General features: G+C 39.9%; 20 protein-coding genes and 1 pseudogene. 15 read left to right on the plus strand and 6 right to left on the minus strand.

The window, feature by feature from the left end; genetic code table 11:
• The first annotated feature begins 30 nt into the window (after positions 1–30).
• Together BLR27_RS09725 and BLR27_RS09730 are read left to right on the plus strand one after the other, a co-directional pair.
• Positions 31–540, plus strand: coding sequence for a phosphoribosyltransferase family protein (locus BLR27_RS09725; RefSeq protein WP_090704373.1), 510 nt, complete (start codon positions 31–33; stop codon positions 538–540).
• Positions 541–668: 128 nt separating this feature from the next.
• On the plus strand, positions 669–1,760 hold the full coding sequence (locus BLR27_RS09730; protein ID WP_090704310.1) for a Fic family protein: 1,092 nt from the start codon (positions 669–671) through the stop codon (positions 1,758–1,760).
• Positions 1,761–2,390: 630 nt separating this feature from the next.
• Here the strand turns inward: BLR27_RS09730 and BLR27_RS09735 are convergent.
• From BLR27_RS09735 to BLR27_RS09745, 3 genes are all read right to left on the minus strand, one after another.
• A complete protein-coding gene (locus tag BLR27_RS09735; protein ID WP_090704312.1) occupies positions 2,391–2,894 on the minus strand; it encodes a shikimate kinase in 504 nt (167 codons plus the stop codon).
• 80 nt (positions 2,895–2,974) lie between these two features.
• Positions 2,975–4,129 (minus strand): BT_3928 family protein, encoded by a 1,155-nt coding sequence (locus BLR27_RS09740; protein WP_090704314.1) that lies wholly within the window; start codon positions 4,127–4,129, stop codon positions 2,975–2,977.
• Between the two features lie 66 nt (positions 4,130–4,195).
• A complete protein-coding gene (locus BLR27_RS09745; protein ID WP_090704316.1) occupies positions 4,196–4,747 on the minus strand; it encodes a DUF1599 domain-containing protein in 552 nt (183 codons plus the stop codon).
• A 54-nt stretch (positions 4,748–4,801) separates the two neighbouring features.
• On the opposite strand from BLR27_RS09745, the gene folP reads away from it, so the two are divergent.
• Together folP and cdaA are read left to right on the plus strand one after the other, a co-directional pair.
• A complete protein-coding gene (folP, locus tag BLR27_RS09750; protein WP_090704318.1) occupies positions 4,802–5,674 on the plus strand; it encodes a dihydropteroate synthase in 873 nt (290 codons plus the stop codon).
• A gap of 27 nt (positions 5,675–5,701) precedes the next feature.
• A complete protein-coding gene (cdaA, locus tag BLR27_RS09755) occupies positions 5,702–6,493 on the plus strand; it encodes a diadenylate cyclase CdaA (RefSeq protein WP_090704320.1) in 792 nt (263 codons plus the stop codon).
• A gap of 33 nt (positions 6,494–6,526) precedes the next feature.
• Here the strand turns inward: cdaA and BLR27_RS09760 are convergent, their stop codons facing one another.
• The gene (locus BLR27_RS09760) at positions 6,527–7,798 is read right to left on the minus strand and encodes a metal-dependent hydrolase family protein (RefSeq protein WP_090704322.1); all 1,272 of its coding nucleotides are present in this window, start codon (positions 7,796–7,798) and stop codon (positions 6,527–6,529) included.
• A gap of 100 nt (positions 7,799–7,898) precedes the next feature.
• Positions 7,899–8,309 carry a BrxA/BrxB family bacilliredoxin gene (locus BLR27_RS09765; RefSeq protein WP_090704324.1) on the minus strand — a complete coding sequence of 137 codons (411 nt, stop codon included), beginning with the start codon at positions 8,307–8,309 and terminating at the stop codon, positions 7,899–7,901.
• A gap of 349 nt (positions 8,310–8,658) precedes the next feature.
• Here BLR27_RS09765 and ahcY point away from each other — a divergent pair, with 349 nt between their 5' ends.
• The 9 genes and pseudogenes from ahcY to BLR27_RS09810 all read left to right on the plus strand — a co-directional run bounded on the left by ahcY (position 8,659) and on the right by BLR27_RS09810 (position 20,350).
• Positions 8,659–9,975 carry an adenosylhomocysteinase gene (ahcY, locus tag BLR27_RS09770; RefSeq protein ID WP_090704326.1) on the plus strand — a complete coding sequence of 439 codons (1,317 nt, stop codon included), beginning with the start codon at positions 8,659–8,661 and terminating at the stop codon, positions 9,973–9,975.
• Between the two features lie 255 nt (positions 9,976–10,230).
• A pseudogene (locus BLR27_RS18910) lies at positions 10,231–10,500 on the plus strand (four helix bundle protein); the annotation flags it as partial.
• Between the two features lie 77 nt (positions 10,501–10,577).
• Positions 10,578–11,297 carry a pyridoxine 5'-phosphate synthase gene (locus tag BLR27_RS09780; protein ID WP_090704330.1) on the plus strand — a complete coding sequence of 240 codons (720 nt, stop codon included), beginning with the start codon at positions 10,578–10,580 and terminating at the stop codon, positions 11,295–11,297.
• 47 nt (positions 11,298–11,344) lie between these two features.
• Positions 11,345–12,403, plus strand: a complete 1,059-nt coding sequence (mnmH, locus tag BLR27_RS09785; protein ID WP_090704332.1) for a tRNA 2-selenouridine(34) synthase MnmH — start codon at positions 11,345–11,347, stop codon at positions 12,401–12,403.
• A gap of 62 nt (positions 12,404–12,465) precedes the next feature.
• Positions 12,466–13,515 (plus strand): selenide, water dikinase SelD, encoded by a 1,050-nt coding sequence (gene selD / locus BLR27_RS09790; RefSeq protein WP_090704334.1) that lies wholly within the window; start codon positions 12,466–12,468, stop codon positions 13,513–13,515.
• Between the two features lie 85 nt (positions 13,516–13,600).
• Positions 13,601–14,170, plus strand: coding sequence for a hypothetical protein (locus tag BLR27_RS09795; RefSeq protein WP_090704336.1), 570 nt, complete (start codon positions 13,601–13,603; stop codon positions 14,168–14,170).
• Positions 14,171–14,320: 150 nt separating this feature from the next.
• Positions 14,321–17,203: an aminomethyl-transferring glycine dehydrogenase gene (gene gcvP, locus BLR27_RS09800; RefSeq protein WP_090704375.1), complete on the plus strand. Its 2,883-nt coding sequence runs from the start codon at positions 14,321–14,323 to the stop codon at positions 17,201–17,203.
• A 265-nt stretch (positions 17,204–17,468) separates the two neighbouring features.
• Positions 17,469–19,676 (plus strand): ABC transporter substrate-binding protein, encoded by a 2,208-nt coding sequence (locus BLR27_RS09805; protein WP_090704338.1) that lies wholly within the window; start codon positions 17,469–17,471, stop codon positions 19,674–19,676.
• Between the two features lie 92 nt (positions 19,677–19,768).
• Positions 19,769–20,350 (plus strand): YceI family protein, encoded by a 582-nt coding sequence (locus tag BLR27_RS09810; protein ID WP_090704341.1) that lies wholly within the window; start codon positions 19,769–19,771, stop codon positions 20,348–20,350.
• A gap of 142 nt (positions 20,351–20,492) precedes the next feature.
• Here BLR27_RS09810 and BLR27_RS09815 read toward each other — a convergent pair whose 3' ends face one another.
• Positions 20,493–21,257 carry an MBL fold metallo-hydrolase gene (locus BLR27_RS09815; RefSeq protein ID WP_090704343.1) on the minus strand — a complete coding sequence of 255 codons (765 nt, stop codon included), beginning with the start codon at positions 21,255–21,257 and terminating at the stop codon, positions 20,493–20,495.
• Between the two features lie 57 nt (positions 21,258–21,314).
• Between BLR27_RS09815 and recJ the strand changes: the two genes are divergently transcribed.
• Together recJ and lptB are read left to right on the plus strand one after the other, a co-directional pair.
• The gene (gene recJ, locus BLR27_RS09820; RefSeq protein ID WP_090704345.1) at positions 21,315–23,033 is read left to right on the plus strand and encodes a single-stranded-DNA-specific exonuclease RecJ; all 1,719 of its coding nucleotides are present in this window, start codon (positions 21,315–21,317) and stop codon (positions 23,031–23,033) included.
• Complete coding sequence (gene lptB / locus BLR27_RS09825) at positions 23,030–23,773, plus strand: LPS export ABC transporter ATP-binding protein (protein WP_090704347.1); 744 nt, start codon at positions 23,030–23,032, stop codon at positions 23,771–23,773. Before recJ ends, lptB begins: the two co-directional genes overlap by 4 nt.
• The last annotated feature ends 7 nt before the right edge of the window (positions 23,774–23,780 follow it).

Below are 23,780 nucleotides of genomic sequence, written 5' to 3' on the forward strand. Positions count from 1 at the left end.
ATGTAATTTAAAATGAAATTTCAGAAGACAATGGCTGGCAAAAAATTACTGATACTCAATAAAAAGCAAATTCAACAACGAATAGATCGTATGGCCTATCAGATCCTGGAAGATAACCTGGGTGAGGAAGAGTTGATCATGGCGGGGATCGTTGATAAGGGTTATGTGATAGCCAAACGTCTTAAAACGGTCCTTGAATCTATTTCTGAAATTAAAGTCACCCTGATGAAGATTGAGATCAACAAAGATATCTCACATCTGGATGCCAATGCAGACCTGGACCTTGATCTGGTATCAAACAAGGTTGTCATATTAGTGGATGATGTTTTAAACAGCGGCCGCGCACTAGCCTACGGACTGGGAGTATTTCTTGATATCCCATTAAAAAAACTAAGAACCCTGGTTTTAATTGACCGCAGCCACCGCAATTTTCCCGTTTCCCCCGATTTTACAGGACTTGAACTTGCAACTATCCTAAAGGAGCATGTAGATGTAGTTCTTGATGAGAAATCGGAAGAGGATGCGGTTTATTTAAGTTAGGCTGAATCAATTTGTCATCTGGTGATTTCTATTATTTAAAAAAGAAATTATCGTTTTGTTATTTGATACTGGCTTGATGAATAGTTTCCAAATGGAATTCACGAACTTGCTGTTAAGGAATACTCAATATGGCTATTATAAAAGATAAAGCATATAATAATTTACCTTTTCTTCCTCCAAAGGAGTCTTCGGTAGAAACAGTTAAGGTTTTAAAACAAGTTAGCAAATCAGCTGTTGCATTGGCTGAATTAAAGGGACTTGCTAAAACATTACCCAATCCGAATATTTTGATAAATGCAGTTGTATTAAAAGAAGCGCAGGCAAGTTCTGAAATTGAAAATGTAATTACAACTCAAGATAAACTATATCAGGCTTTATTCGCAAAATCAGTAAAGCCTGATATTGCAACAAAAGAAGTTTTGCGTTATCGAGAGGCCTTACTAATGGGAACACAACTTATAAAGGAAAGAGGGTTTCTTAATACAAATGGCATTATTGATATTCAAAGTGAATTAGAAGAGAATAATGCTGGTATTCGAAAACTTCCGGGAACAGCTTTAGTAAATGATTTAACCAATGAAATTATTTATACTCCACCGGATAAATACGATACCCTATCTGACTTAATGAAAAATTTAGAAGAATATCTAAATGATGATTCAGATGATATTTCACCACTAATTAAATTAGCCATTCAGCATTACCAATTTGAAAGTATTCATCCATTTTATGACGGGAATGGTAGAACTGGAAGAATAATAAATGTTATTTATTTGATTTTAAAAGGACTTTTAGATGAACCTGTTTTATACTTAAGTTCGTTCATTATAAAAAGGAAAGCTGATTATTATCGGCTTCTCCAAGAGGTTAGGACTAAAAATAATTGGGAAGATTGGATACTATTTATTTTAAAGGGCGTTGAAGAAACAGCAATTGAAACCATCAAACAAATAAATAAAATCAATACAACATTCAGCGAAACACAAAAATTAGTTCAGGAAAAGTTGCCTAAAATTTATTCAAAAGATTTAATTGAGCAATTATATATTCATCCTTATTGCAAAATAGAATTTCTGGTATCCAATCTTAAAATTGAACGCAAAGCAGCTTCTCGTTATTTAGCTAATCTTGAAGAAATAGGCATTCTAAAATCACAACAAAAGGGTAAAGAGACAATTTACATCAATTCAAAACTTTACGATCTGCTTAAAAAAGGATAAAAATAACATGTACCAACTTGTCTCACGACTACGATGTCATGTACCAAAAAATAAATTATTGGTACATGAAAAACAAATATGTAATAAATGGCCTATATGTAAAAAGTGTATCCCAGGAGGCTAAATAGAGTACCTTAAAGACAATTTCCATAAAACAGTTTTATCAAATCCAATTTTTCAAATCTGTTTTCAAAGACAGAGAAGATGTGTTTGCGATTAGTTGTCTATTCCGCTGATGCTGATCAGTGATCTGGAATTTTGAGCACCACTCTGTAAGGTAATTTGCTCTTCCTGAATGGCAGCAAATTTGAAGGCCTTTTTTATATAAAGGCACACATAATCAATTATTCCCTATTGTCCGTGGAGTTTCTACCGATTTTTTTAAATAGATTTATAAGTACAAGAGGTTGGGCTGTTATATAGTTTAGCGAAGCTTGCAATTGATTGTAAGAATAACTCGCACCAGAGCAGGGCCAATGTTTATATGTGTTTTACACATAAATGATAAAAACCCAATGATTATTGAATTGCAATGTAGGCATTATCAACCTGAACTCGATTCTGTCAACCTGAACTCGATTCTGTCAACCTGAACTTGATTCTGTCAACCTGAACTTGATTCAGGTCAGGTCACCCCAAATTCAAATAAAACGCCAACCTCTCTGCAGTCAGATCACTGGCGCTCACTACAAATTTCGACTGGTTATAAAATGGTTCCCGTTCTGCCAGTTTAGTACTGATAAAACCTTCAAGTTCATCACCTTTTAAATGGCGGATCAGAGGGCGGTCGGTCTTTGAATTCTCCAGTCTGTTGGCAAGTGCCTTTGGAGAGAGAGAAAGATAAGCCACCAGACCGTTTTCATTCATCCAGGACATATTATCAGCAAAACATGGCGCTCCGCCACCGGTGGCTATAATTACATTCTCAGGGAATTCAGTTTTCTGTAATACATCTTTTTCCAGATCACGAAAAGCGTTCTCACCATGAAGTTCAAAATACTCAACAATACTCATTCCAACCTTAGATTCAATTAATTTATCTAAATCGATAAAATCATATTTTAAATAGTTAGCTAATTTTTTTCCAATAGTAGTTTTGCCACTACCCATAAATCCAACCAGAAATACCTTCATAAATTACTAATTACAATTTCTAAGCAGAGAAACAGTTCTGCTTTTTGTGTTAAAAAAAACAGCATTTAAGCTGTAAAAAATCAATTATTACCAAAGTATTTGGCAACCAGTTCATCGTAAGATGGTACATTATGAAAATGCCATTTATTGATAACGGTCCCCTGCTTCAATAAAAGCACTCCGGGGTTTGCCCTGACCATGCTCTTCAAGGGGATGCCGTCGGCATAAAAAACCTCCATGACGAGTTTATTCTTTTTACTGAACGATTCAGCATCCTGAGCTGAATTTGAGGTAAGCAGGACCGTACGAATATTATAATTTTCGGCAGCATTGATAGCAAGAGCATTTAAATTTCCAATACCTGTTGCATCGGTTTTGGCAAGATCATACGCAACGATAACCAGATTATAGTATGGATTTTCCAGGATCTCCTGGTTATAATCGGTCCCCTGACTATCGGTGATCTTCAGATCCTTGATCTTGAGATCAAACCCCTTTTTGATGAGTTTAGTGACCGGTTCCCCTGTTATCTCCCAGTTTTTATCCTTCCATATCTCAGTTTTGAGGTATTCCTTATCGGTCATCGACTTCGTTCCACCGGTACTCTTATTTTTAAGATTATAAGTGATCTCATACACATCCGGTGCAGCTCCCGGAGGAGTGATCATCAGTTGGGGAATATTGTTCCCGATCTTATACGGTAGAAAATCAAGTATTGGAAGGTAGTTATAGGTAAACAATCCAAAACCAAGAGATAAGATCAACACAAGTCCAGCAACAAGTTGTTGAGCCTTTTTACCAGCGATCACCGGCAAAATTTCTTTGCGTTTTATAAAGATCTGCAGGATCATAGAAAACAGGACAATATCCTTAATAAAAGACTGCCATGGTGTTAGGGGTATCGCATCTCCAAAGCAGCCACAAGAGGTCACGACTTCAAAAAATGCAGAATAAAATGTAAGGAAAGTGAAGAAAATTATAATGATGAGCAGTCCCCATGCCACTTTAGAGCTCCAGAATCCTAATAAAAGCAATGCACCAAGAACAATCTCCAGCGTACAAAGTAAAATAGCCAGTGCTACAGCAAAATCATTCAGAAAGCTGATATGAAATACCTCGAAATACTCCTGAAGCTTATATCCGAATCCCAAAGGATCATTGGCTTTGATCAGCCCTGAAAATATAAAGAGCAGTCCTACGATCGCTCGTCTGATATGGAAAAAGGCATTTTTCATGTAGGAATGTATAGAATAAATTTAAAAATGAATGTCTGGAAAAGAATTATTCAGAATGATGTCTGCTTAGGAATCCTTGTGAAGGCCAAGCTTAATCAATGCAAAGACCGCATAATTCAGCATGTCCTGATAATTTGCACGCACACCTTCAGATGCTAATGTCTGCCCGAGATTATCTTCGATCTGTTTCACTCTGAGTATTTTCATCAGGATAAGGTCGGTCAATGAGCTGATCCGCATATCTCTCCAGGCTTCTCCGTAGTCATGATTTTTGGCAAACATCAGTTCCTTGGTCTCGTTGACCTTTTTATCAAAGTACATTTCAACCTCATCTACCGGAAGTTCAGTCCGCTCATCATTTTCCAGGTCGATCTGCATCATCGCAATGACGCAATAGTTAACGATACCAATATATTCGGAGGTAATATCCTCCCCTACTTTTGATACTTTCTTCTCCTCAAGCGTCCGGATCCTTTGTGCTTTAATAAAGATCTGGTCGGTTATTGAGGAGATCCTCAGGATACGCCATGCAGTACCGTAATCAGTACTTTTCTTTAAAAATAGCTCCCTGCACACCCTGATCACACCATCATATTCTACTGAAGTTTTGTTTATCAAAGCCTTAATATTTTATTTGTTAGAACCATGAATTAATCGGTATTTTGCCCTGATATGGCGGATAAAAATACAGTTTTTCAGCAAAAATTAACGTTAAATGTTCGCGGAACCCTTCTGGATCTCTCAAAGCCAAAGATAATGGGGATCCTGAATCTCACGCCGGATTCCTTTTATGACGGCGGGAGGAACAACAGTTTGGAGAACGCATTGAGAAAAACTGAACAATTAGTATCTGAAGGTGCCGACCTGATCGACCTGGGAGCTTATTCATCAAGGCCCGGAGCTGAGCATATTTCGGAAGAAGTTGAATTTGAACGTATGATTCCTGTGATCAGGGCAATAGCGAAAGAATTTCCAAAGGCTTTACTTTCGGTCGATACATTCAGGTCAGGAATAGCCAGAGCAGCGATCGGTGAAGGTGCCGATATGATCAATGATATCTCTGCCGGGGCAATGGATGATGCCATGTTCCGGACCATAGCAGAATTGAAAGTGCCCTATATTCTGATGCATATGAGAGGCACTCCTCAGACCATGGCCTCAGAAACAAATTATACAGATCTGATCGTGGAATTAGCGCAGTATTTTGCCGAAAAAATTCATAAGCTAAAAGAATTGGGCGTTAAGGATCTGATCATTGACCCTGGATTTGGCTTTGCCAAAACATTGGAACAGAATTATGAACTTCTGGGAAAGCTGGAACATTTAAAAATTACGGGGCATCCGGTTCTGGCAGCGCTTTCACGTAAATCAATGGTATATAAACTACTCGAAACTGATGCAGAACATGCCCTGAATGGTACTACAGTAGCAAATACCATCGCACTAATGAATGGAGCAAATATTTTACGGGTACATGATGTTCTTGCTGCAAAAGAGGCTGTTAAGATCGTGGAACAGGTAGCATCCTCAATCAAAAGAATATAAATCGTAATTAATCTTTACTTTAGTAAGATGGAAGGTTTTGATTTCAGTTTCCTCAATTTGCGTTTCCTTGATGTATTAGATATCATTCTGGTTGCTTTTATAATTTATTACGTTTACAACCTGATCAGGGGAACCATTGCCCTTAATATTCTACTCGGATTAGTGATCATTTATGCGGCTTACATGATGGTAAAGCAGGCAGAAATGCGCCTTCTTACCGAACTTTTAGGAGGATTTGTCAGTGTTGGTTTCATCGCTTTGATCGTTGTATTTCAGCAGGAGATCAGGCGTTTCCTCTTATTGATCGGAAGAAATGCATCCCTTCAAAAAAACAAGGCATGGTGGTCCTTCCTCTTTGGCAGTAAAGAGGTTATAAAAAATAATTCAGCTCGTATTAAACCAATTATTGATGCCTGCAAGAGTATGCAGAAAAGCCGTACAGGTGCCTTAATTGTTTTCGCTAAGTATTATGATGAACAATTTTATCAAAACAGCGGAGAAATAATTGAGTCGAAAATATCAAAACGTTTATTGGAGAGCATCTTCCAGAAAAACAGTCCGCTGCATGATGGCGCAGTGATCATTTCCGAGAACCGCATCAAATGTGCTAGCAGCATCTTACCCCTCACAGAAAACGATAAACTACCACCACAATTCGGACTGAGGCACAGAGCTGGTATTGGTATTTCAGAAATGAGTGATGCCGTAGCTGTGATCGTATCTGAAGAAACCGGCGAAATATCCTATGCCAAACAGGGCCGTGTACGAATGAACCTTACTTTTACGGAGCTTGAAAAATTGCTGAATAAAGATTTTTAATTCTCTATTTAAAAACACCAGGCATTTAACTCCTTACTGCTTATACACCACTCCTTCTTTCATCACAAAGTTCATTGAACTCAAAACTTTAATATCCTTTAGCGGATCACCGTTTACGGCAATTATATCTGCAGATTTTCCTCTCTCAATTGAACCAATAAGAGCAGAAATACCTAAAAGATCGGCGGCATTCATAGTCGCTGATTTGATAGCCTCCATTGCCGGCATTCCCGCCTCAACCATATATTCAAACTCTTTATAGTTCTTACCATGAGCAAATACGCCCGCATCGGTACCAAAGGCAATTTTAACGCCTGCTTTATATGCTTTAGCAAAGGTGCTTTGAATTTTCGGCCCGGTTGCAATTGCTTTGGGAACTACCAGCGGAGGGTAATATCCCGGAATTTTAGCTGAATCAGCTACTGATTTTCCAGCTGTAATTGTGGGAACATAATATGTACCTTTTTCCTTCATTAATGCGATTACCTCATCATCCATGAAAGTCCCGTGTTCAATAGAAGAAACACCCGCCCGTATGGCCCTTTTCATTCCTTCAGCACCATGAGCATGTGCTGCAACTCGATAACCATAATCTTTGGCGGTACTGACCACCGCCTTAATTTCATCTTCTGTAAATTGTGCACCTGCACCATCCTTCGCATTACTTAAAACGCCGCCAGTCGCAGTTATTTTAATTACATCTGAACCTTCTTTATAACGTTGTCTAACTGCTTTTCTTGCTTCCTCCGGACTGTTAACTACCCCATCTTTCGCCTCGGGATCTCCAATTAATGCCCTGCTGTACCCATTTGACGGATCAGCATGGCCACCCGTAGTAGCAATACTTTTACCTGCGGCTAAAATCCTCGGACCTTTAATATCTCCCCCATTGATCGCATTTCTTAGCGATACCGCTACAAAACCACCAAGGTCTCTAACCGTTGTAAAACCTGCCATGAGCGTACGCTCAGAAAACTTCACTGCCTTTAAAGCATAGTCATCATCGTTAAGAGTAAACTCTTCCATATACTGATTCTTGCTTGTCTCTCCTGAAAGATGAACATGAGAATCGATAAATCCGGGCATCACGGTCTGATTTCTCAAATTAATGAGCTTATCATTAGCAGCGCCCGACTGATAGCCCTTTCTGACATCTATAATTTTATTGGATTCCACTACGATGGTCACCTCAGTTTGAACCGAGCTTAATTTTCCATCGATCAGGCGACCACATTGAATAAATGTTTGCTGTGCAAAAGCAGGAACAGCTAAAAAAGCAGAAAAGAGAATAGCAATAAGTTTCATACAGGGTTTTTTGGTTAATCTAAACTATCTAAAAAAAGGCATAAAACAAAAAATCCGGCCTGAGACCGGATCTTATTATTAATAAATGTTTTGATTTTGTTTAGCAATATTGATCAAAAGCCTGGCTCAGGTTATCAGCGATCATTTGAGCAGGGCGACCTTCAATTTGATGACGTTCGATCATATGTACTAATTTACCATCCTTAAATAAGGCAATGGCAGGAGAAGATGGAGGGTAAGGAAGCATATGAGCTCTTGCCGTGTCTACCGCTTCTTTTTCCATACCGGCGAATACCGTAATAAATCTATCCGGGTGTTTTTCATTCTGGGTGGAGATCCTGGCAGCAGGACGGGCATTGGCAGCAGCGCAACCGCAAACCGAATTAACCATTACTAATACCGTGCCTTCTGATTTTATAGCCTGATCAACTTCTTCAGCTGTTCTCAGATCCTGAAATCCGGCATTGGTCAGTTCCTGACGCATTGGTGCCACTAAATATTCTGGATACATATCTTATTTAAATTAATGAGTAAAAATTGAAATTAAACAAAGTTAAGTATTTGAAAGTCATACATCCTAAATCATCGGACTTTTGACGTTGCAATTACTAAAACCTTTTACCTGATTTAATAAAAACAGCATCAGGACGGTTTAAAAAAGGCCTTTTACCATTCGATTGTAATAAAATTAAATTACTTATTTCCCATAAGCCAGTTTTATTGAATTAGTCAAAAAAACTGTACTTTTGCGCAACGTTTTTAAAACCGGCCTTTTTAGATACTATCTGAAAAAAATCTGGCTATCAAAAAACTTAATTATTTATTTATCAATACGTTAAATCGTATTTAAACCACAAACTATGTCATCAGTAGAGACAAACTATGTGCCTTACAAAGTTAAGGACATCACATTAGCAGAATGGGGCCGTAAAGAAATCGGTCTTGCAGAAGCAGAAATGCCAGGATTAATGGCACTTCGCGAAGAATTCGGAGCTTCAAAACCACTTAAAGGTGCACGCATCGCAGGATGTTTGCACATGACCATTCAAACAGCTGTTTTAATTGAAACTCTTGTTGAATTAGGTGCTGAAGTTACCTGGTCATCATGTAACATTTTCTCAACTCAGGATCATGCTGCTGCTGCAATTGCTGCTGCAGGAATACAGGTTTATGCCTGGAAAGGTCTTAACGAAGAAGAATTTGACTGGTGTATCGAACAAACTTTACATTTCGGACCAGAGCGTCAGCCATTAAACATGATCCTTGATGATGGTGGCGATCTAACTAATATGGTATTTGACAGGTTCCCTGCACTTATCGCAGCGATCAAAGGTCTTTCTGAAGAAACAACTACCGGAGTTCACCGCTTATATGAGCGTATGAAGAACGGAACATTGCACTTACCTGCAATCAATGTAAATGATTCAGTAACAAAATCTAAATTTGACAATAAATACGGTTGCCGTGAATCATTGGTTGATGCGATCCGTCGTGCAACTGACGTAATGATGGCTGGTAAAGTTGCTGTTGTTTGTGGTTATGGTGATGTTGGTAAAGGTTCTGCAGTTTCTTTGAGCTCTCAGGGAGTTCGTGTAATTGTAACTGAAATTGACCCTATCTGTGCTTTACAGGCAGCAATGGAAGGTTATGAAGTGAAAAAATTAGCTACAGCAATTAAAGAAGCAGATATCGTGGTAACTACTACCGGTAACTGTGACATCGTTCGTGGCGAGCATTTCCTTGCATTAAAAGACAAAGCTATTGTTTGTAATATTGGCCACTTCGATAATGAGATTGATATGGCATGGTTAAACACAAATTATGGTCATACTAAAGTTGAGATCAAACCACAGGTTGATAAATATACGCTCAACGGTAAAGATGTCATCATTCTTGCTGAAGGCCGTTTAGTGAATTTAGGATGTGCAACTGGTCACCCATCATTTGTAATGTCGAATTCATTCACCAATCAGACATTGGCTCAGTTAGAACTTTGGACAAACACTGATAAGTATGAGAACAAGGTTTACGTTCTTCCAAAATACCTGGATGAAAAAGTAGCTCGTTTACATCTTGCAAAGATCGGTGTTGAACTTGAAACATTGGATCAGCATCAGGCTGATTACATTGGTGTTCCGGTTGAGGGTCCGTTTAAAGGGGATGCTTACAGGTATTAATTGAGGGCAGAGGACGGAAGACTGAGGTAGGAGGACGGAAGACTGAAGACTGAGGACGGAGGACGGAAAACAGAGGTCTGAGGACGGAGGTTACCGTTAAATAAGTTAAATACCACAAATTTGACGCATTTTATAAGAATGCTTACTTTCGGGTAAGCATTTTTTATGATCAAAACATTTTCAGATCTGGAGGTATATCGGCTATCCTATCAATTTTCAATTGATATTTTCCATCTCTCTTAGCAATTTCCAGTATCGGAGAAATATTCATTAACCAGCCAAATTATTCGCTCAACAAGATCAGTAAGTGCTAACATTGCAGAAGGTTTCGGCAGAAGAACATACCAGGCAGAATTTAAGAAATTTCTCATTTACTCGACAGGATCTTTGGAAGAAAGCAAGGTTTGGCTGAATTTTGCAAAAGACTGTGAGTATATTTCGCCTCAGCAATTCGATCTTTTACAAATGAAAACAGACGAAATCGGTGCGAAACTGTATAAGCTTTATATTAATTGGAAATCTTAATCTAATTTAGTGGCATCCTAAACAAATATACCCCTAACCCTCAGACTTCATACCTCAGACTTCAGACCTCATACCTCATGACAAAACTATCCGTCAACATCAATAAAATAGCTACTCTCCGCAATTCCAGAGGTGGCAATAACCCTGATCTGATTAAAGTTGCACTTGATGCAGAGCGCTTTGGTGCTGAAGGGATAACCGTTCACCCACGTCCGGATGAAAGACATATCCGCTATCAGGATGTATTCGATCTGAAAAAGGTGATCCAAACAGAGTTCAATATTGAAGGTAATCCTAAAGAACAAAAATTTGTCGAGCTGGTTTTAGCCAATAAGCCTGCACAGGTTACCCTGGTACCCGATACAGAGGGGCAATTAACTTCCAACCATGGCTGGGATACTATTAAGCATCAATCCTACTTAAAAGATATTATTGCGGTATTTAAAGCTGAAGGCATCCGTGTCTCCATATTTGTTGATCCTTCTGAAGAAATGGTAGAGGCCGCTCAATCCACAGGAACAGATCGCATTGAACTTTATACTGAAGCCTATGCTTCCGGATTTCATGAGGATAAAGAACGAGCTATTAAACCCTATATTAAAGCTGCGAAACTAGCCGAAAAACTAGGCCTTGGTATCAATGCCGGTCATGATCTCGACCTCCATAATCTTCAATATTTTTCACAAAATATTCCCGGTTTGCTGGAAGTCAGCATAGGTCATGCATTGATATGTGATTCCCTTTATTTCGGACTTGAAAACACCATACAGATGTATTTAAGGCAAAAAAATGGATGATCATCCCATTTATGGGTTCAAAAAAAATCAAATAATTATAACATAAAATGACTCAAACACTGGACATTGTTAAATTCCTGGAATTGGCTGATACTATACCTGTGGTAGACGTAAGAACGCCCCTTGAATTTGAACATGCCAGTATTCCGGGTGCGTTTAATCTTCCGATCTTCTCCAATGAGGAAAGGGTTATAGTTGGGACAACCTACAAACAAAAAGGTCGGGAGGAAGCTATTTTGCTTGGTTTTGATCTTACCGGACCAAAATGGTCGGGATTTATTCAGCAAGCCCTCAAGATTGCTCCCGGGAAAAAGATCCTGGTTCATTGCTGGCGTGGTGGTATGCGAAGCGGCGCAATGGCATGGGCATTGAACCTGTACGGTTTTGAGGTATATCTTCTGGAAGGGGGATACAAGCGATACCGAAACTGGGTATTGGCGCAGTTCAAAGAAAATTATCCTATCCTCATTTTGGGAGGAATGACCGGATCAGGCAAAACAAAAACCTTAGTTAAGCTAAAAGAACTTAACCAGCAGGTTATTGATCTGGAAGATCTGGCTCAGCATCAGGGCTCTTCTTATGGATCAATGGGGTATTTGAAACAACCCAGTCAGGAGCATTTTGAAAATTTACTGGCATCCCAGCTTATTAAAATAGATAAAACAAAGCCCCTTTGGCTGGAAGATGAAAGCCTGTCGATCGGGAAATGCTTTATTCCGAACCCTATTTTTCAGCAGATGCGTGAATCTGCCCTGCTGAAACTTGAAGTGCCCTTTCAGGAAAGAGTTGACTTTCTGGTGGAAGAATATGGAAAACTGGACAAGGAATTCCTGATCGAGAGCACCGTTAGAATTGGAAAAAGGCTTGGGCCCGAACAAACCAGAGATGCCATTGCCGCTATCCGGGAAGACCGAATGGACACTTTCATCAAGATCGTATTGGTATATTATGATAAAACCTATGCCAACGGCCAGGGAAAAAGAGAAAAAGAAAATATCCATATCATTGAGTGCAGCAGTACAGAAGCTGATGAAAACAGCTCTCTCCTGTTAAATTACATTCAATCAAATGAAATATTAAAACCAAATACAATCCTGAATATCTAATATCTCAACCTGATAGCTATCGGGTCTCTATACTCATATCTCAATACTCATATCTACAATAAATGAACCCTGAAGAAATAAAATTAACTCAATATTCACATGGTGCAGGCTGCGGATGTAAGATCAGTCCGGCAGTTCTGGATCTTATCCTGCACAGCCCAATAAAACATGCCGTAGATCCATCTTTATTGGTTGGCAATAACACGCGTGATGATGCCGCAGTTTTAGACCTGGGTAACGGTACAGCTTTAATTTCAACTACAGATTTTTTTATGCCGATCGTTGATGATGCCTATGATTTTGGCAGGATCGCTTCAGCAAATGCCATCAGTGATGTGTACGCTATGGGTGGTAAGCCGGTGCTTGCCATTGCCATTCTGGGCTGGCCCATCGATAAGCTCTCTCCTGAAGTAGCTCAAAAAGTTCTGGAAGGTTCGCGTTCTATTTGTGCCGAAGCAGGAATTACCCTTGCCGGTGGACACAGTATTGATAGTCCGGAGCCTATATTCGGACTCGCAGTAAATGGCATGGTTGATATTCAGAACTTAAAACAAAATTCAACAGCCATTGCAGGATGCAAACTATATTTAACCAAAGCATTAGGTGTTGGCATATTAACCACCGCACAGAAAAAAGGCATTTTGAAACCTGAGCATGCTGATATTGCACCTAAAAGCATGTCGATGCTGAATAAGATCGGCGAAACGCTGGGCAAACTTGACTATGTAAAAGCGATGACCGATGTAACCGGATTCGGATTATTAGGCCATTTATCTGAGATGTGTGAAGGAAGTAATTTGCAGGCTATAATTGAGTTTGACAAAGTTCCAAGAATAAATGAGATCGACGAATATCTGGATCAGAACTCTGTTCCCGGGGGCACCAACAGGAATTGGGCCAGCTACGGGCATAAGGTGAAAACCATTACAGATAGACAGAAGCATATTCTGGCAGACCCTCAGACAAGCGGCGGACTATTAGTTGCTATTCAGGAGGAAAAAGCAAGTGAATTTGAACAGATACTAAGAGACAATGGAATTCCTGAAAAGAACATCGTTTGTTTCGGGACTCTATCAGAAAGAAATGGGGAGAAGCTCATTGAAGTTATTTAATAAAACGAATTCGATATGAATGCCACTCTTTCATATTTAAAAAGCGGCATATTTTTAGTACATCTTCTTAAATAAGATAAAAGCTATGAAAAGATCAGCAACACTCCTGTTTATTTTATTCAGCACCATTTTTATGAATGGATGCGGAAGTGAAACCAGTATCAATGAAAATGAAGCATCGGCAGTGATCGCCGACTATCTCGAATCAAATCCGGAGTACAAAACGACTTCTTTTAATTATGGTGAGATGAGTTTCAAAGGTGAAAAAGATCAGGAAGAGCTCCGTAAGTACGAAGCTTTAGAAGATAATGGCCTCATCAAAATGGAACTGATTGAAGGAAAGAAACGGTTTTTATCAAAAGACAGCACATTTGTTTATCAGATCAGCCTTACAGAGAAAGCCGCACCACTGGTTATCAGTCAGGGTAAGGACAAGGCAAAAGTTAAGACTGTAACCTATATTCTGGATGAGGAAAAACCCGTAAATTTTGTAAAATCAGCTAACAAAACTGCCAAAGCTACCGTAACCTTAAAAAGAGAAGAGACCGATTTTTATTCTTTTGACAACAGCAAGGCATCCAATAGTGAATTCATCACTAAGACCTATAAGCTTAAACTTAAAAAAGAAGCCGGCTGGGTTGTTACCGGAGAATAATATCTTTCAAAGACTATCTATTCGTAATCCTGGAGGGTAATTTACTATGAACTCTGATCTTACAAATATTTTTCTCGTGAAAATAATTCACGCTCAATGAAATATGGGGAAAATGCTTATTTTTGCGGCACCAAAACTCCCCCTATTTTAATGAAATTGAATATAGATTATCAGGAAAAATTTGAGCAACGTCATATCGCTCCAAATGAGAAAGATATTGACAAAATGCTTGATGTTATTTGTGTGGATTCTATCGATGAATTGATCGAGCAAACAGTGCCGGCAAACATCCGATTAAAAAAAGCATTAGATCTGCCGGCTGCAAAAAGTGAATTCGATTACCTGAATGATCTTAAATTAACAGCCTCAAAAAATAAAGTTTTTAAATCATACATCGGCCAGGGATATCACGATGTGATCGTTCCAGGGGTTATACAACGCAATATTCTGGAAAATCCGGGATGGTATACCCAATACACTCCCTATCAGGCAGAAATTGCACAGGGCCGTTTACAGGCATTGTTAAATTTCCAGACCATGGTGATCGACCTCACAGGAATGGCAATAGCAAATGCCTCCCTTCTCGATGAAGGGACAGCCGCCGCCGAAGCGATGTTCATGCAATACAGCCTTCGTAAAAATGACGATGCCAAAGTATTCTTTGTTTCTCAGGAAGTACTGACTCAAACAATAGATATTTTAAAGACCCGCTCTGCTCCCTATGGAATAGAGATCCGTATTGGTGATCATCAGACAGTTGAACTGGATGAAACCATGTTTGGAGCAATGGTTCAATATCCGGCAGGTAAAGGAGAAGTGTATAATTACTCTGATTTTGCCACAAAAGCACATGAAAAAGGCATCAAACTAACCGTTGCAGCCGATATCATGGCGTTAGCGCTTTTAACTCCTCCGGGAGAATGGGGTGCTGACATTGTAGTTGGTTCAACACAGCGTTTCGGAATTCCGATGGGCTTTGGGGGACCACACGCAGCATTCTTCGCTACAAAAGAAGAATACAAGCGTTCTCTGCCGGGGAGAATTATCGGAGTCACCATTGACAGTGCCGGAAATTATGCACTCAGAATGGCCTTGCAGACACGTGAACAGCATATCCGTAGAGATAAAGCCACTTCAAATATTTGTACAGCTCAGGCTTTATTGGCAATTATGGCCAGTATGTATGCCATTTATCACGGACCTGCAGGAATAAAACTGATCGCAGAACGCATCCATGGCCTGACAGTATTTCTGTCAAAAGCTCTGGTAAGTTTAGGATACAAACAAGACAATCAGTTTTTCTTTGATACACTGAAATTAGATCTTGGCGAACTAAAAAATTCGATCCACGCTGAAGCCATAAATAATGAGGTTAACCTGAACTATGAAGGTTCATTGGTTAGCATCACACTTGATGAAACTACTTCAACAGAAGATGTGTTAACCCTGATCAAATTTTTCGCAAAAGTTAAAGGCAAAAGCATTCACGACCTTGACCTTGATGGATTAAAATCTGATATCAGATCACAGATCCCGTCTGAACTGCAAAGAAAATCAAGCTATTTAACACACCCGGTATTCAATTCGCATCACTCAGAACATGAGATGCTCAGGTATATCAAGTCGCTGGAAGCAAAAGACCTTTCACTTTGCCATTCAATGATTGCATTAGGATCTTGTACCATGAAACTGAATGCAACTACCGAAATGGTTCCGGTTACATGGGCAGAATTCAGTAAGATCCATCCATTTGCTCCAACAGATCAGGTTGGGGGATATATGCAGATCTTCGCCGAATTAAATGAATGGCTCAGCGAGATCACAGGCTTTGCAGCAATGAGTTTACAGCCTAATTCAGGTGCTCAGGGCGAGTATGCAGGCCTGATGGTTATCCGCGCTTATCATCTGGACAGAGGCGACAAACAACGGAATGTGGCTTTAATTCCTTCTTCGGCACATGGCACCAACCCTGCTTCTGCAGCAATGGCTGGCATGAAGATCATCATTGTAAAATGTGATGAGCGTGGAAATATTGATGTTTCCGACCTGAAGGAAAAAGCAATTGAACATGCTGAAGATCTATCTTGCCTGATGGTAACTTACCCATCTACCCATGGGGTATTTGAGGAATCGATCGTTGAGATCTGTGAGATCATTCACCAATATGGCGGACAGGTTTATATGGATGGGGCCAACATGAATGCTCAGGTAGGATTAACAAGTCCTGCAACCATTGGAGCCGATGTTTGCCACTTAAATCTTCATAAAACATTTTGTATCCCTCATGGAGGGGGCGGCCCGGGAATGGGACCCATTGGAGTTGCAAAACATCTGGTACCATATTTACCGGGACATGCAATTGTAAACATGGGTAACAGTAAATCTATTTCTGCTGTTTCATCTGCACCATGGGGCTCAGCATCTATCCTGTTAATATCACATGCATATATTGCTATGATGGGTGGCGACGGATTGGCCAATGCAACTAAATTTGCTATCCTGAATGCCAATTATATCAAAGCCCGCTTAGAAGGCTCCTACCCTGTTCTATATTCAGGAAGCCAGGGACGATGTGCACATGAGATGATCCTTGATTGCCGTGCTTTCAAGAATTTTGGCATTGAAGTTACTGATATTGCCAAAAGACTGATGGATTATGGCTTCCATGCACCAACAGTGTCCTTTCCGGTAGCAGGAACTGTGATGATCGAGCCTACAGAATCAGAACCTAAGCATGAACTTGATCGTTTCTGTGATGCAATGATCGCCATCCGATCAGAAATTGAAGAAGTAGAGAATGGCATAATGGATAAAACAGACAATCCATTGAAAAATGCGCCTCATACTTCAGCTGTTGTAACTGCAAATGGCTGGGCACACCCATATTCACGTCAGCAGGCAGCCTTCCCACTGCCTTATGTTGCAGCATTCAAATTCTGGCCTTCTGTTGGAAGAGTCAATGACACGCATGGCGACAGAACACTTATTTGTTCTTGTCCACCAATTGAGTCTTATGCTGAGGAAGTTGTATAAAATAAATAATATAAATAGTAAATAATATTGTGATACCCCGCCGTAAAAGGTGGGGTATTTTTAATTACTAATAATCCCAATAATAATTGAGGGGTAATACTTATTAATCAAAGATTATCTTTACTTTGATTAAGTTAATAAATAGTAGAGATAGTAAATGCACTAATCCATTTAAGCATACACCTGATTTTAGATATGCCAGACAATGAGGCTTATTTATCGCAGCCTGCCGGCCATTTGAGAAGCATAAAATCGTAATGTGCATATGAAAATAAATTTTCAGTTTCATTTACTTTTTAAAACCCTCCTGTTTCTGAGCATTTCCTGCTCTTTGCCTGCTATTGCTCAGAATTTAAAACCACTAAAGCTTCAGCTTAAATGGCATCATCAATTTCAGTTTGCCGGTTATTATGCGGCTAAAGAAAAAGGATTTTACAAAGAGGCTGGTTTCGATGTAGAATTAATTGAAGGTGGAATTACAAGACCTCCGGTTAGTACTGTCTTGTCAGGTGAAGCTGATTTCGGCATAACAGGCTCCGATATCCTCAATGATCATATCAATAAAAAACCAGTAGTAGTTGTTTCAGTGATATTTCAGCATTCGCCATATGTCATTATGACTATGGCCGACAAGAAAATAAATTCGCCATCAGATCTTGCAGGGAAGAAAATCATGGCTTCCGAAAGCCAGGGCTGGCCCCTATTAAGGGCTTTATTCTTAAAAGAAGGAATTCCCGAAGAAAGCGTCAAACTAATAGATCATTCATGGAACAGTATGGATCTGATCAGCGGAAAAGTAGATGCTGTAACTGGATATATCACAATGGAACCGCAGCTTGTCCGCGAGAAGGGCTATGAGGTATCTTTGATCAACCCCATCGATTACGGGATTGATTTTTATGGCGACCTGATCTTCACGACAAGTGAAATGGCAAGCAATAATCCTGAGATCGTTGAAAAATTCAATCAGGCAAGCATTAAAGGCTGGTATTATGCCATGAATCACCCTGATGAGATGGCAGACTATATCATTAATCTTCCGGGTGTAAAAGAACGTGGCTTAAGCCGTGAAAATTTATTGAATGAGGCGAAAGAGATGAAAAATCTCATTCTGCCAGATCTCATTGAGATTGGGCATACCAATTCAGGCCGTTGGCAAACAATGCTTAGAATATACAAACAATTGGGAATTGCTCCGGATGATACCAGCCTTGATGGATTACTTTTCACTTCCACGATTACAAGAAAGATCAAATATTTTGATGAACTTCTTTATGCTATCGGCATTGGCGCCTTCCTCTTTATCCTCGCACTTATTGGAAACTGGCAATTGCGCAAACTGGTTCTGAAGAAAACTCAGGACTTGCAGGATGAAATAGTAAACAGAACAAAAACAGAAAGACGTTTAGAGTTGGCAATAGAAGCAGCCGACCTTGGAATATGGGATAGAAACCTGGATACGAACGAAATTAGATTTGATGAAAAATGGTTCCTGAATTTAGGCTGTGATCCTAAATTATTTGCCAGTCACGATGGCTGGATAGACGCCATACATCCGGATGATAAAAAAAGTATTCAGAATTCAGTACTCGCTCTTAGAGCTGGCAATTCAAACTACAATAACTTAACCTATCGAATTAAAACCAATCAGGGTTATTGGAAATGGATCTTATCATTCAGCAAGATTTTCCAGGCAAACGATGGCAGGCATGTCGTTGGGGCAATCCTTGATATCGATGTAATTAAAAGCAGAGAAATTGAATTGCAGGAGCTAACTAAAGCACTTACAAAAACCAATAATGAACTTGAAAAATTCGCATACATCACCTCGCATAATCTGCGGGCTCCTGTTGTCAATTTATTAAGCCTCACTGAAATGCAAACTGATGAAACTCTGTCTAAAGAAATTAAGGAAGAAATCAATAATAGTATCCATCAATGTGTATTACAACTGAATTCTACTTTAAATGATCTTGTTGAAATTGTAGCCAGTAAATCAGGCGAGAATACTCAATGCGAAGATCTTGACCTGCAAACTGAACTCAACCTTGTGCTGAGCAGCATAGAAAATCAGGTTCGGCAATCCGGCATGCATATTGAAACAAACTTCACTGAATGCAAAAGCATCTATTTCCCAAGACATTTCCTGAATAGTATTCTGATCAACTTATTAACTAATTCGATCAAGTATAAATCGAATGATAGAAAACTGGTGATCAGTTTAAAAACAAGAAAGAACAAAGACCAAACCGTATTGTATTTCAGCGATAATGGTATTGGTATTAATATGGAGAAATTCGGAAAAAAGATATTTGGTCTTTACCAGCGCTTTCATACCAAAATTGAAGGTAAGGGTCTTGGACTATATATTATTAAATCACAAATAGAAGCCATGAACGGGAAGATTGAAGTGGATAGTTTGCCTGATGTTGGAACTACCTTCCGTATTTACTTCAACAATAAAGGCTCCTAGGCAATTGTCAACGAGAGGTAATTTCTAAGCGACAATATGGGATTTGCAAAAAACACGTTTATATTAGGTTAGATATAAATTTATTATAAAAGATGAAAAAAAGCATTACAATCCTAAGCCTTATTGCTGGCATGTTCTTCATGACGGCTTTTAATCCTATTAAGGACGATATTTATACTGTCGATGTAGAACGTTCAACTATTGAATGGACAGCTAAAAAAGTAGGTGGCGGCCATGCCGGTACAGTTAAAATTGCTGATGGAAAGCTGGTTTATAGTGGAAAAGCATTAAAAAGCGGTAACTTTCAAATGAACATGTCAAGCATTACTTCCGATAATGCCAGGGTAACAACGCATTTAAAATCTGATGATTTCTTTTCAGCAGAAAAGAACCCAATGTCTAAATTCGAGATCACCAAAGTAACAGCTGCAGGTGCAGACCGCGTAAATATCACAGGAAACCTAAGCATTAAAGGATTTACCCACTCCATCACATTTCCTGCAACCGTAAAACAACAAAAAGGAGTAGTAGTTGCAGTGGCAAGTGGCATCCGCGTTGACCGTACTAAATATGATATCAAATTCCGCTCAAAGACTTTCTTTGGCGATATCGGCGACAAAGCAATTGATGATGAGTTTGAGCTGAGTATTAATTTGACTGCGAAGAAAAGCTAAATAGAAACAAAGATCAGGGACGTTTTGATTTAATTGAACAAGAGGTTCCTGATTTTTGAGGTAGGAGGTAGGAGGTAGGAGGTAGGAGATCTGAGGTCTGAAGCCTGAGTAACTATCATCTAACCATCTAGCTACTAACCAACTACAAAATTCGAAAAGCCTCATTCTCAAACCCCACCCTGGCAATAGCTTTGCTTTTTGCGTGATAGAAAAGACATTGCCAATTCTCTTCCACTGCCCTCATACCGTATTCCTGTCTTAATTCCATGGATCTTCGGCCATCAAAGTCATATTTGGCAATGAATTTCCGCAATAATTGTTCAGGTTCGGGAAGTATATCGGCACCAAAGAAAATAGTTTCATCATTTTCTCTTATCAGGAATACCTGGTGATTCTCACAATGTCCACCGGTAAACTCATACGAGATCTCATTATTAAATTGTCCGCTGCCCTCAATAAAATGCACCGAACCACTCCGCTGCATGAAATTAAATATTTCGGTTTTGTAGGAGCGTGATGGCTTACTGTATGCGGCTTCCCACTCACCACGCTGAATCACATACTCGGCATTCGGAAAGGTCAGGGACACTTGTCCATCCGTATTATTCACCATGCCGCCTGCATGATCAAAGTGCAGATGCGACATCAGCACTAAACTCACATCATTCGGATCATAGCCGGCACGACGGATATTCTCATGGATCAGCAGCTCTCCCGACTCGCCCTTAAAGCCAAGACCGGTATCCAGAACGATCAGATCATTCTTTGTTTCAACAAGAAAAGGCTGAACAAAAATAAAGAGAGAAGCGGGTCTGTCTTTGGGATTATGGATGGCTGGATCGAAGGGAATGAATGTCTTTGAGCTGTCTACAGAATAAGATCCTTCATATAAGGCTAAAGCTTTCAACGTTCTTTGTATATTATAAGGTTAAATTCTATTTTTACAGATTACTAAGGCAAAGATATGCAAAAAAGGTGGGTGGAACGGGAGGTTGAAAACCTTACTGCAATAGCAGAATTGCAGGAATCTCTGAAAATTGACAGCATTCTGGCAGATCTTCTGGTCAAACGGGGAATCAACACCTATGAGGAGTCCCGTTATTTCTTCAGACCGGCACTTGAGCAGCTTCATGACCCCTATTTAATGAAGGATATGGATCTGGCAATTGCCCGTATAGAGCTTGCCATTCAAACGTGCGAAAAGATCCTGGTCTATGGAGATTATGATGTGGATGGAACCACCTCTGTCGCACTTACCTATAGTTTCCTTAAAAAACACCATTCAGAAATTGATTTCTATATCCCCGACCGCTATCTTGAAGGATACGGTATTTCAACCCAGGGTATTGACTATGCTTTTGAAAATGGATACTCGCTCATCATCGCACTCGACTGCGGAATAAAATCAGTCGATAAGATCGCTTATGCCAATGAAAAAGGCGTTGATTTCATTATCTGTGATCATCACCTCCCGGGAGATATTTTACCGGCGGCAATTGCTGTCCTCGACCCAAAACGATCGGATTGCGATTATCCCTATAAAGAATTATCAGGATGTGGCATTGGGTTCAAGCTCATCCAGGCATACGCCCTAAAAAATGATCTTCCGTTTGAGGATGTAAGTACTTATCTCGATCTTGTTGCCTGCAGTATTGCATCCGATATAGTTCCCATAACAGGTGAGAACAGGGTTTTAGCCTGGTTCGGACTTCATAAGCTGAATACTGATCCATGCAAAGGCTTAACCGCCCTCATGAACCTCTCAGGAAGAAAAGACGATCTCACCATCACCGATGTGGTCTTCACCATTGGTCCCAGAATAAATGCAGCCGGCAGGATTGACGATGCAAAGCATGCCGTAAACTTACTAATTGCTGATAATGATGCCTTTGCATTCGAAAAAGGTCAGATCATTAATACGAAGAATACCGAACGAAAAGAACACGATAGCCTGATCACGGAACAGGCGCTGGCTTTGATCGATACAAATCCTGAGCTCATAGCCAGGAAAACTACGGTTGTTTATAATCAGGACTGGCATAAAGGCGTTATAGGGATTGTGGCTTCCCGCCTGACAGAAAAATACTACCGCCCAACCATTGTCATGACCAACTCGAACGGAATGGCAGCAGGTTCAGCACGATCTGTCATTGGATTTGACCTGTACGAAGCATTAAGCGAATGCAGCGACCTGCTCGAACAGTTCGGAGGGCATAAATACGCAGCAGGTCTGACCATGAAAACGGAGAATATTCCCGCATTTCAGCAACGCTTTGAAGAGGTTGTATCCAGAACAATTACCGATGAACAACTGATTCAGTCCATAAACATTGATGCCGAAATTGCTCTCCAGCATATTGACGCGAAATTTTTCCGCATCTTAAAACAGTTTGAACCTTTCGGTCCGCAAAATATGGCCCCCGTTTTTCTTAGCAGAAATGTTTATACTTACGGAAGTGCATCCCTGGCAGGAACCAATCATTTGAAAATGTGCGTCCATCAGGATAATCAGACCTATTATAATTGCATTGGATTTGGTTTGGGAGAATTTCTTCCGATGATCAATTCAGGTGCCCCATTTGACATTTGTTATACTATTGAAGAAAACGTATGGAAAGAGAAACGATCGATACAACTGAACATCAAGGGAATACGAGCGACTCTTCCGGTCCTAAACGAATGATACTCAGAGCAGAGAACCTTGTAAAAAAATATAAGCAGCGGACCGTTGTGAACAATGTGTCGTTCCATGTTTCACAGGGAGAGATCGTTGGTTTACTGGGTCCGAACGGGGCAGGTAAAACAACCTCCTTTTACATGATCGTAGGGCTCATCAAACCCAATGAAGGTCATGTTTATTTAGATGATGAGGATATCACTGAAGATGCCATGTACAGGAGAGCCCAGAAAGGGATCGGTTACCTGGCGCAGGAAGCTTCAGTTTTCAGGAAGCTAACTGTTGAAGACAATATCAAAGCAGTGCTTGAAATGTCAAAACTCAGCAAAGAGGAACAAAAACATAAACTGGAGGAGCTGATCGATGAGTTCAGTCTGCATAAGGTCAGGAAGAACCGTGGCGACCTCTTATCAGGTGGAGAGCGCCGCAGGACAGAGATCTCCAGAGCGCTTGCAGCAGATCCTAATTTTATCCTCCTGGATGAGCCCTTTGCAGGAGTTGACCCAATTGCGGTTGAAGAGATCCAAAGCATTGTAGCCAAGCTTAAACTGCGCAATATCGGCATCCTGATCACCGACCATAATGTGCAGGAAACCCTTTCCATCACAGACAGAGCCTACCTTCTGGCAGAAGGAAAGATCATGCTAACCGGCACCCCGCAGGAGATCGCTAACAATGAAATGGCCAAAAAATTCTATCTTGGACAGAATTTTGAATTACGTAAAAAGAAAATTTTAGCCCGGTAAACAGCTC

It is taken from the genome of Daejeonella rubra, assembly GCF_900103545.1.
Taxonomy (GTDB): domain Bacteria; phylum Bacteroidota; class Bacteroidia; order Sphingobacteriales; family Sphingobacteriaceae; genus Daejeonella; species Daejeonella rubra.

Bases quoted from the DNA above. Each gene is read 5' to 3' on its own strand.
- BLR27_RS09725 (WP_090704373.1), top strand. From the start codon at position 31: ATGGCTGGCAAAAAATTACTGATACTCAATAAAAAGCAAATTCAACAA.
- BLR27_RS09730 (WP_090704310.1), top strand. From the start codon at position 669: ATGGCTATTATAAAAGATAAAGCATATAATAATTTACCTTTTCTTCCT.
- BLR27_RS09735 (WP_090704312.1), bottom strand. From the start codon at position 2,894: ATGAAGGTATTTCTGGTTGGATTTATGGGTAGTGGCAAAACTACTATT.
- BLR27_RS09740 (WP_090704314.1), bottom strand. From the start codon at position 4,129: ATGAAAAATGCCTTTTTCCATATCAGACGAGCGATCGTAGGACTGCTC.
- folP (WP_090704318.1), top strand. From the start codon at position 4,802: ATGGCGGATAAAAATACAGTTTTTCAGCAAAAATTAACGTTAAATGTT.
- cdaA (WP_090704320.1), top strand. From the start codon at position 5,702: ATGGAAGGTTTTGATTTCAGTTTCCTCAATTTGCGTTTCCTTGATGTA.
- BLR27_RS09760 (WP_090704322.1), bottom strand. From the start codon at position 7,798: ATGAAACTTATTGCTATTCTCTTTTCTGCTTTTTTAGCTGTTCCTGCT.
- BLR27_RS09765 (WP_090704324.1), bottom strand. From the start codon at position 8,309: ATGTATCCAGAATATTTAGTGGCACCAATGCGTCAGGAACTGACCAAT.
- ahcY (WP_090704326.1), top strand. From the start codon at position 8,659: ATGTCATCAGTAGAGACAAACTATGTGCCTTACAAAGTTAAGGACATC.
- BLR27_RS09780 (WP_090704330.1), top strand. From the start codon at position 10,578: ATGACAAAACTATCCGTCAACATCAATAAAATAGCTACTCTCCGCAAT.
- mnmH (WP_090704332.1), top strand. From the start codon at position 11,345: ATGACTCAAACACTGGACATTGTTAAATTCCTGGAATTGGCTGATACT.
- selD (WP_090704334.1), top strand. From the start codon at position 12,466: ATGAACCCTGAAGAAATAAAATTAACTCAATATTCACATGGTGCAGGC.
- BLR27_RS09795 (WP_090704336.1), top strand. From the start codon at position 13,601: ATGAAAAGATCAGCAACACTCCTGTTTATTTTATTCAGCACCATTTTT.
- gcvP (WP_090704375.1), top strand. From the start codon at position 14,321: ATGAAATTGAATATAGATTATCAGGAAAAATTTGAGCAACGTCATATC.
- BLR27_RS09805 (WP_090704338.1), top strand. From the start codon at position 17,469: ATGAAAATAAATTTTCAGTTTCATTTACTTTTTAAAACCCTCCTGTTT.
- BLR27_RS09810 (WP_090704341.1), top strand. From the start codon at position 19,769: ATGAAAAAAAGCATTACAATCCTAAGCCTTATTGCTGGCATGTTCTTC.
- recJ (WP_090704345.1), top strand. From the start codon at position 21,315: ATGCAAAAAAGGTGGGTGGAACGGGAGGTTGAAAACCTTACTGCAATA.
- lptB (WP_090704347.1), top strand. From the start codon at position 23,030: ATGATACTCAGAGCAGAGAACCTTGTAAAAAAATATAAGCAGCGGACC.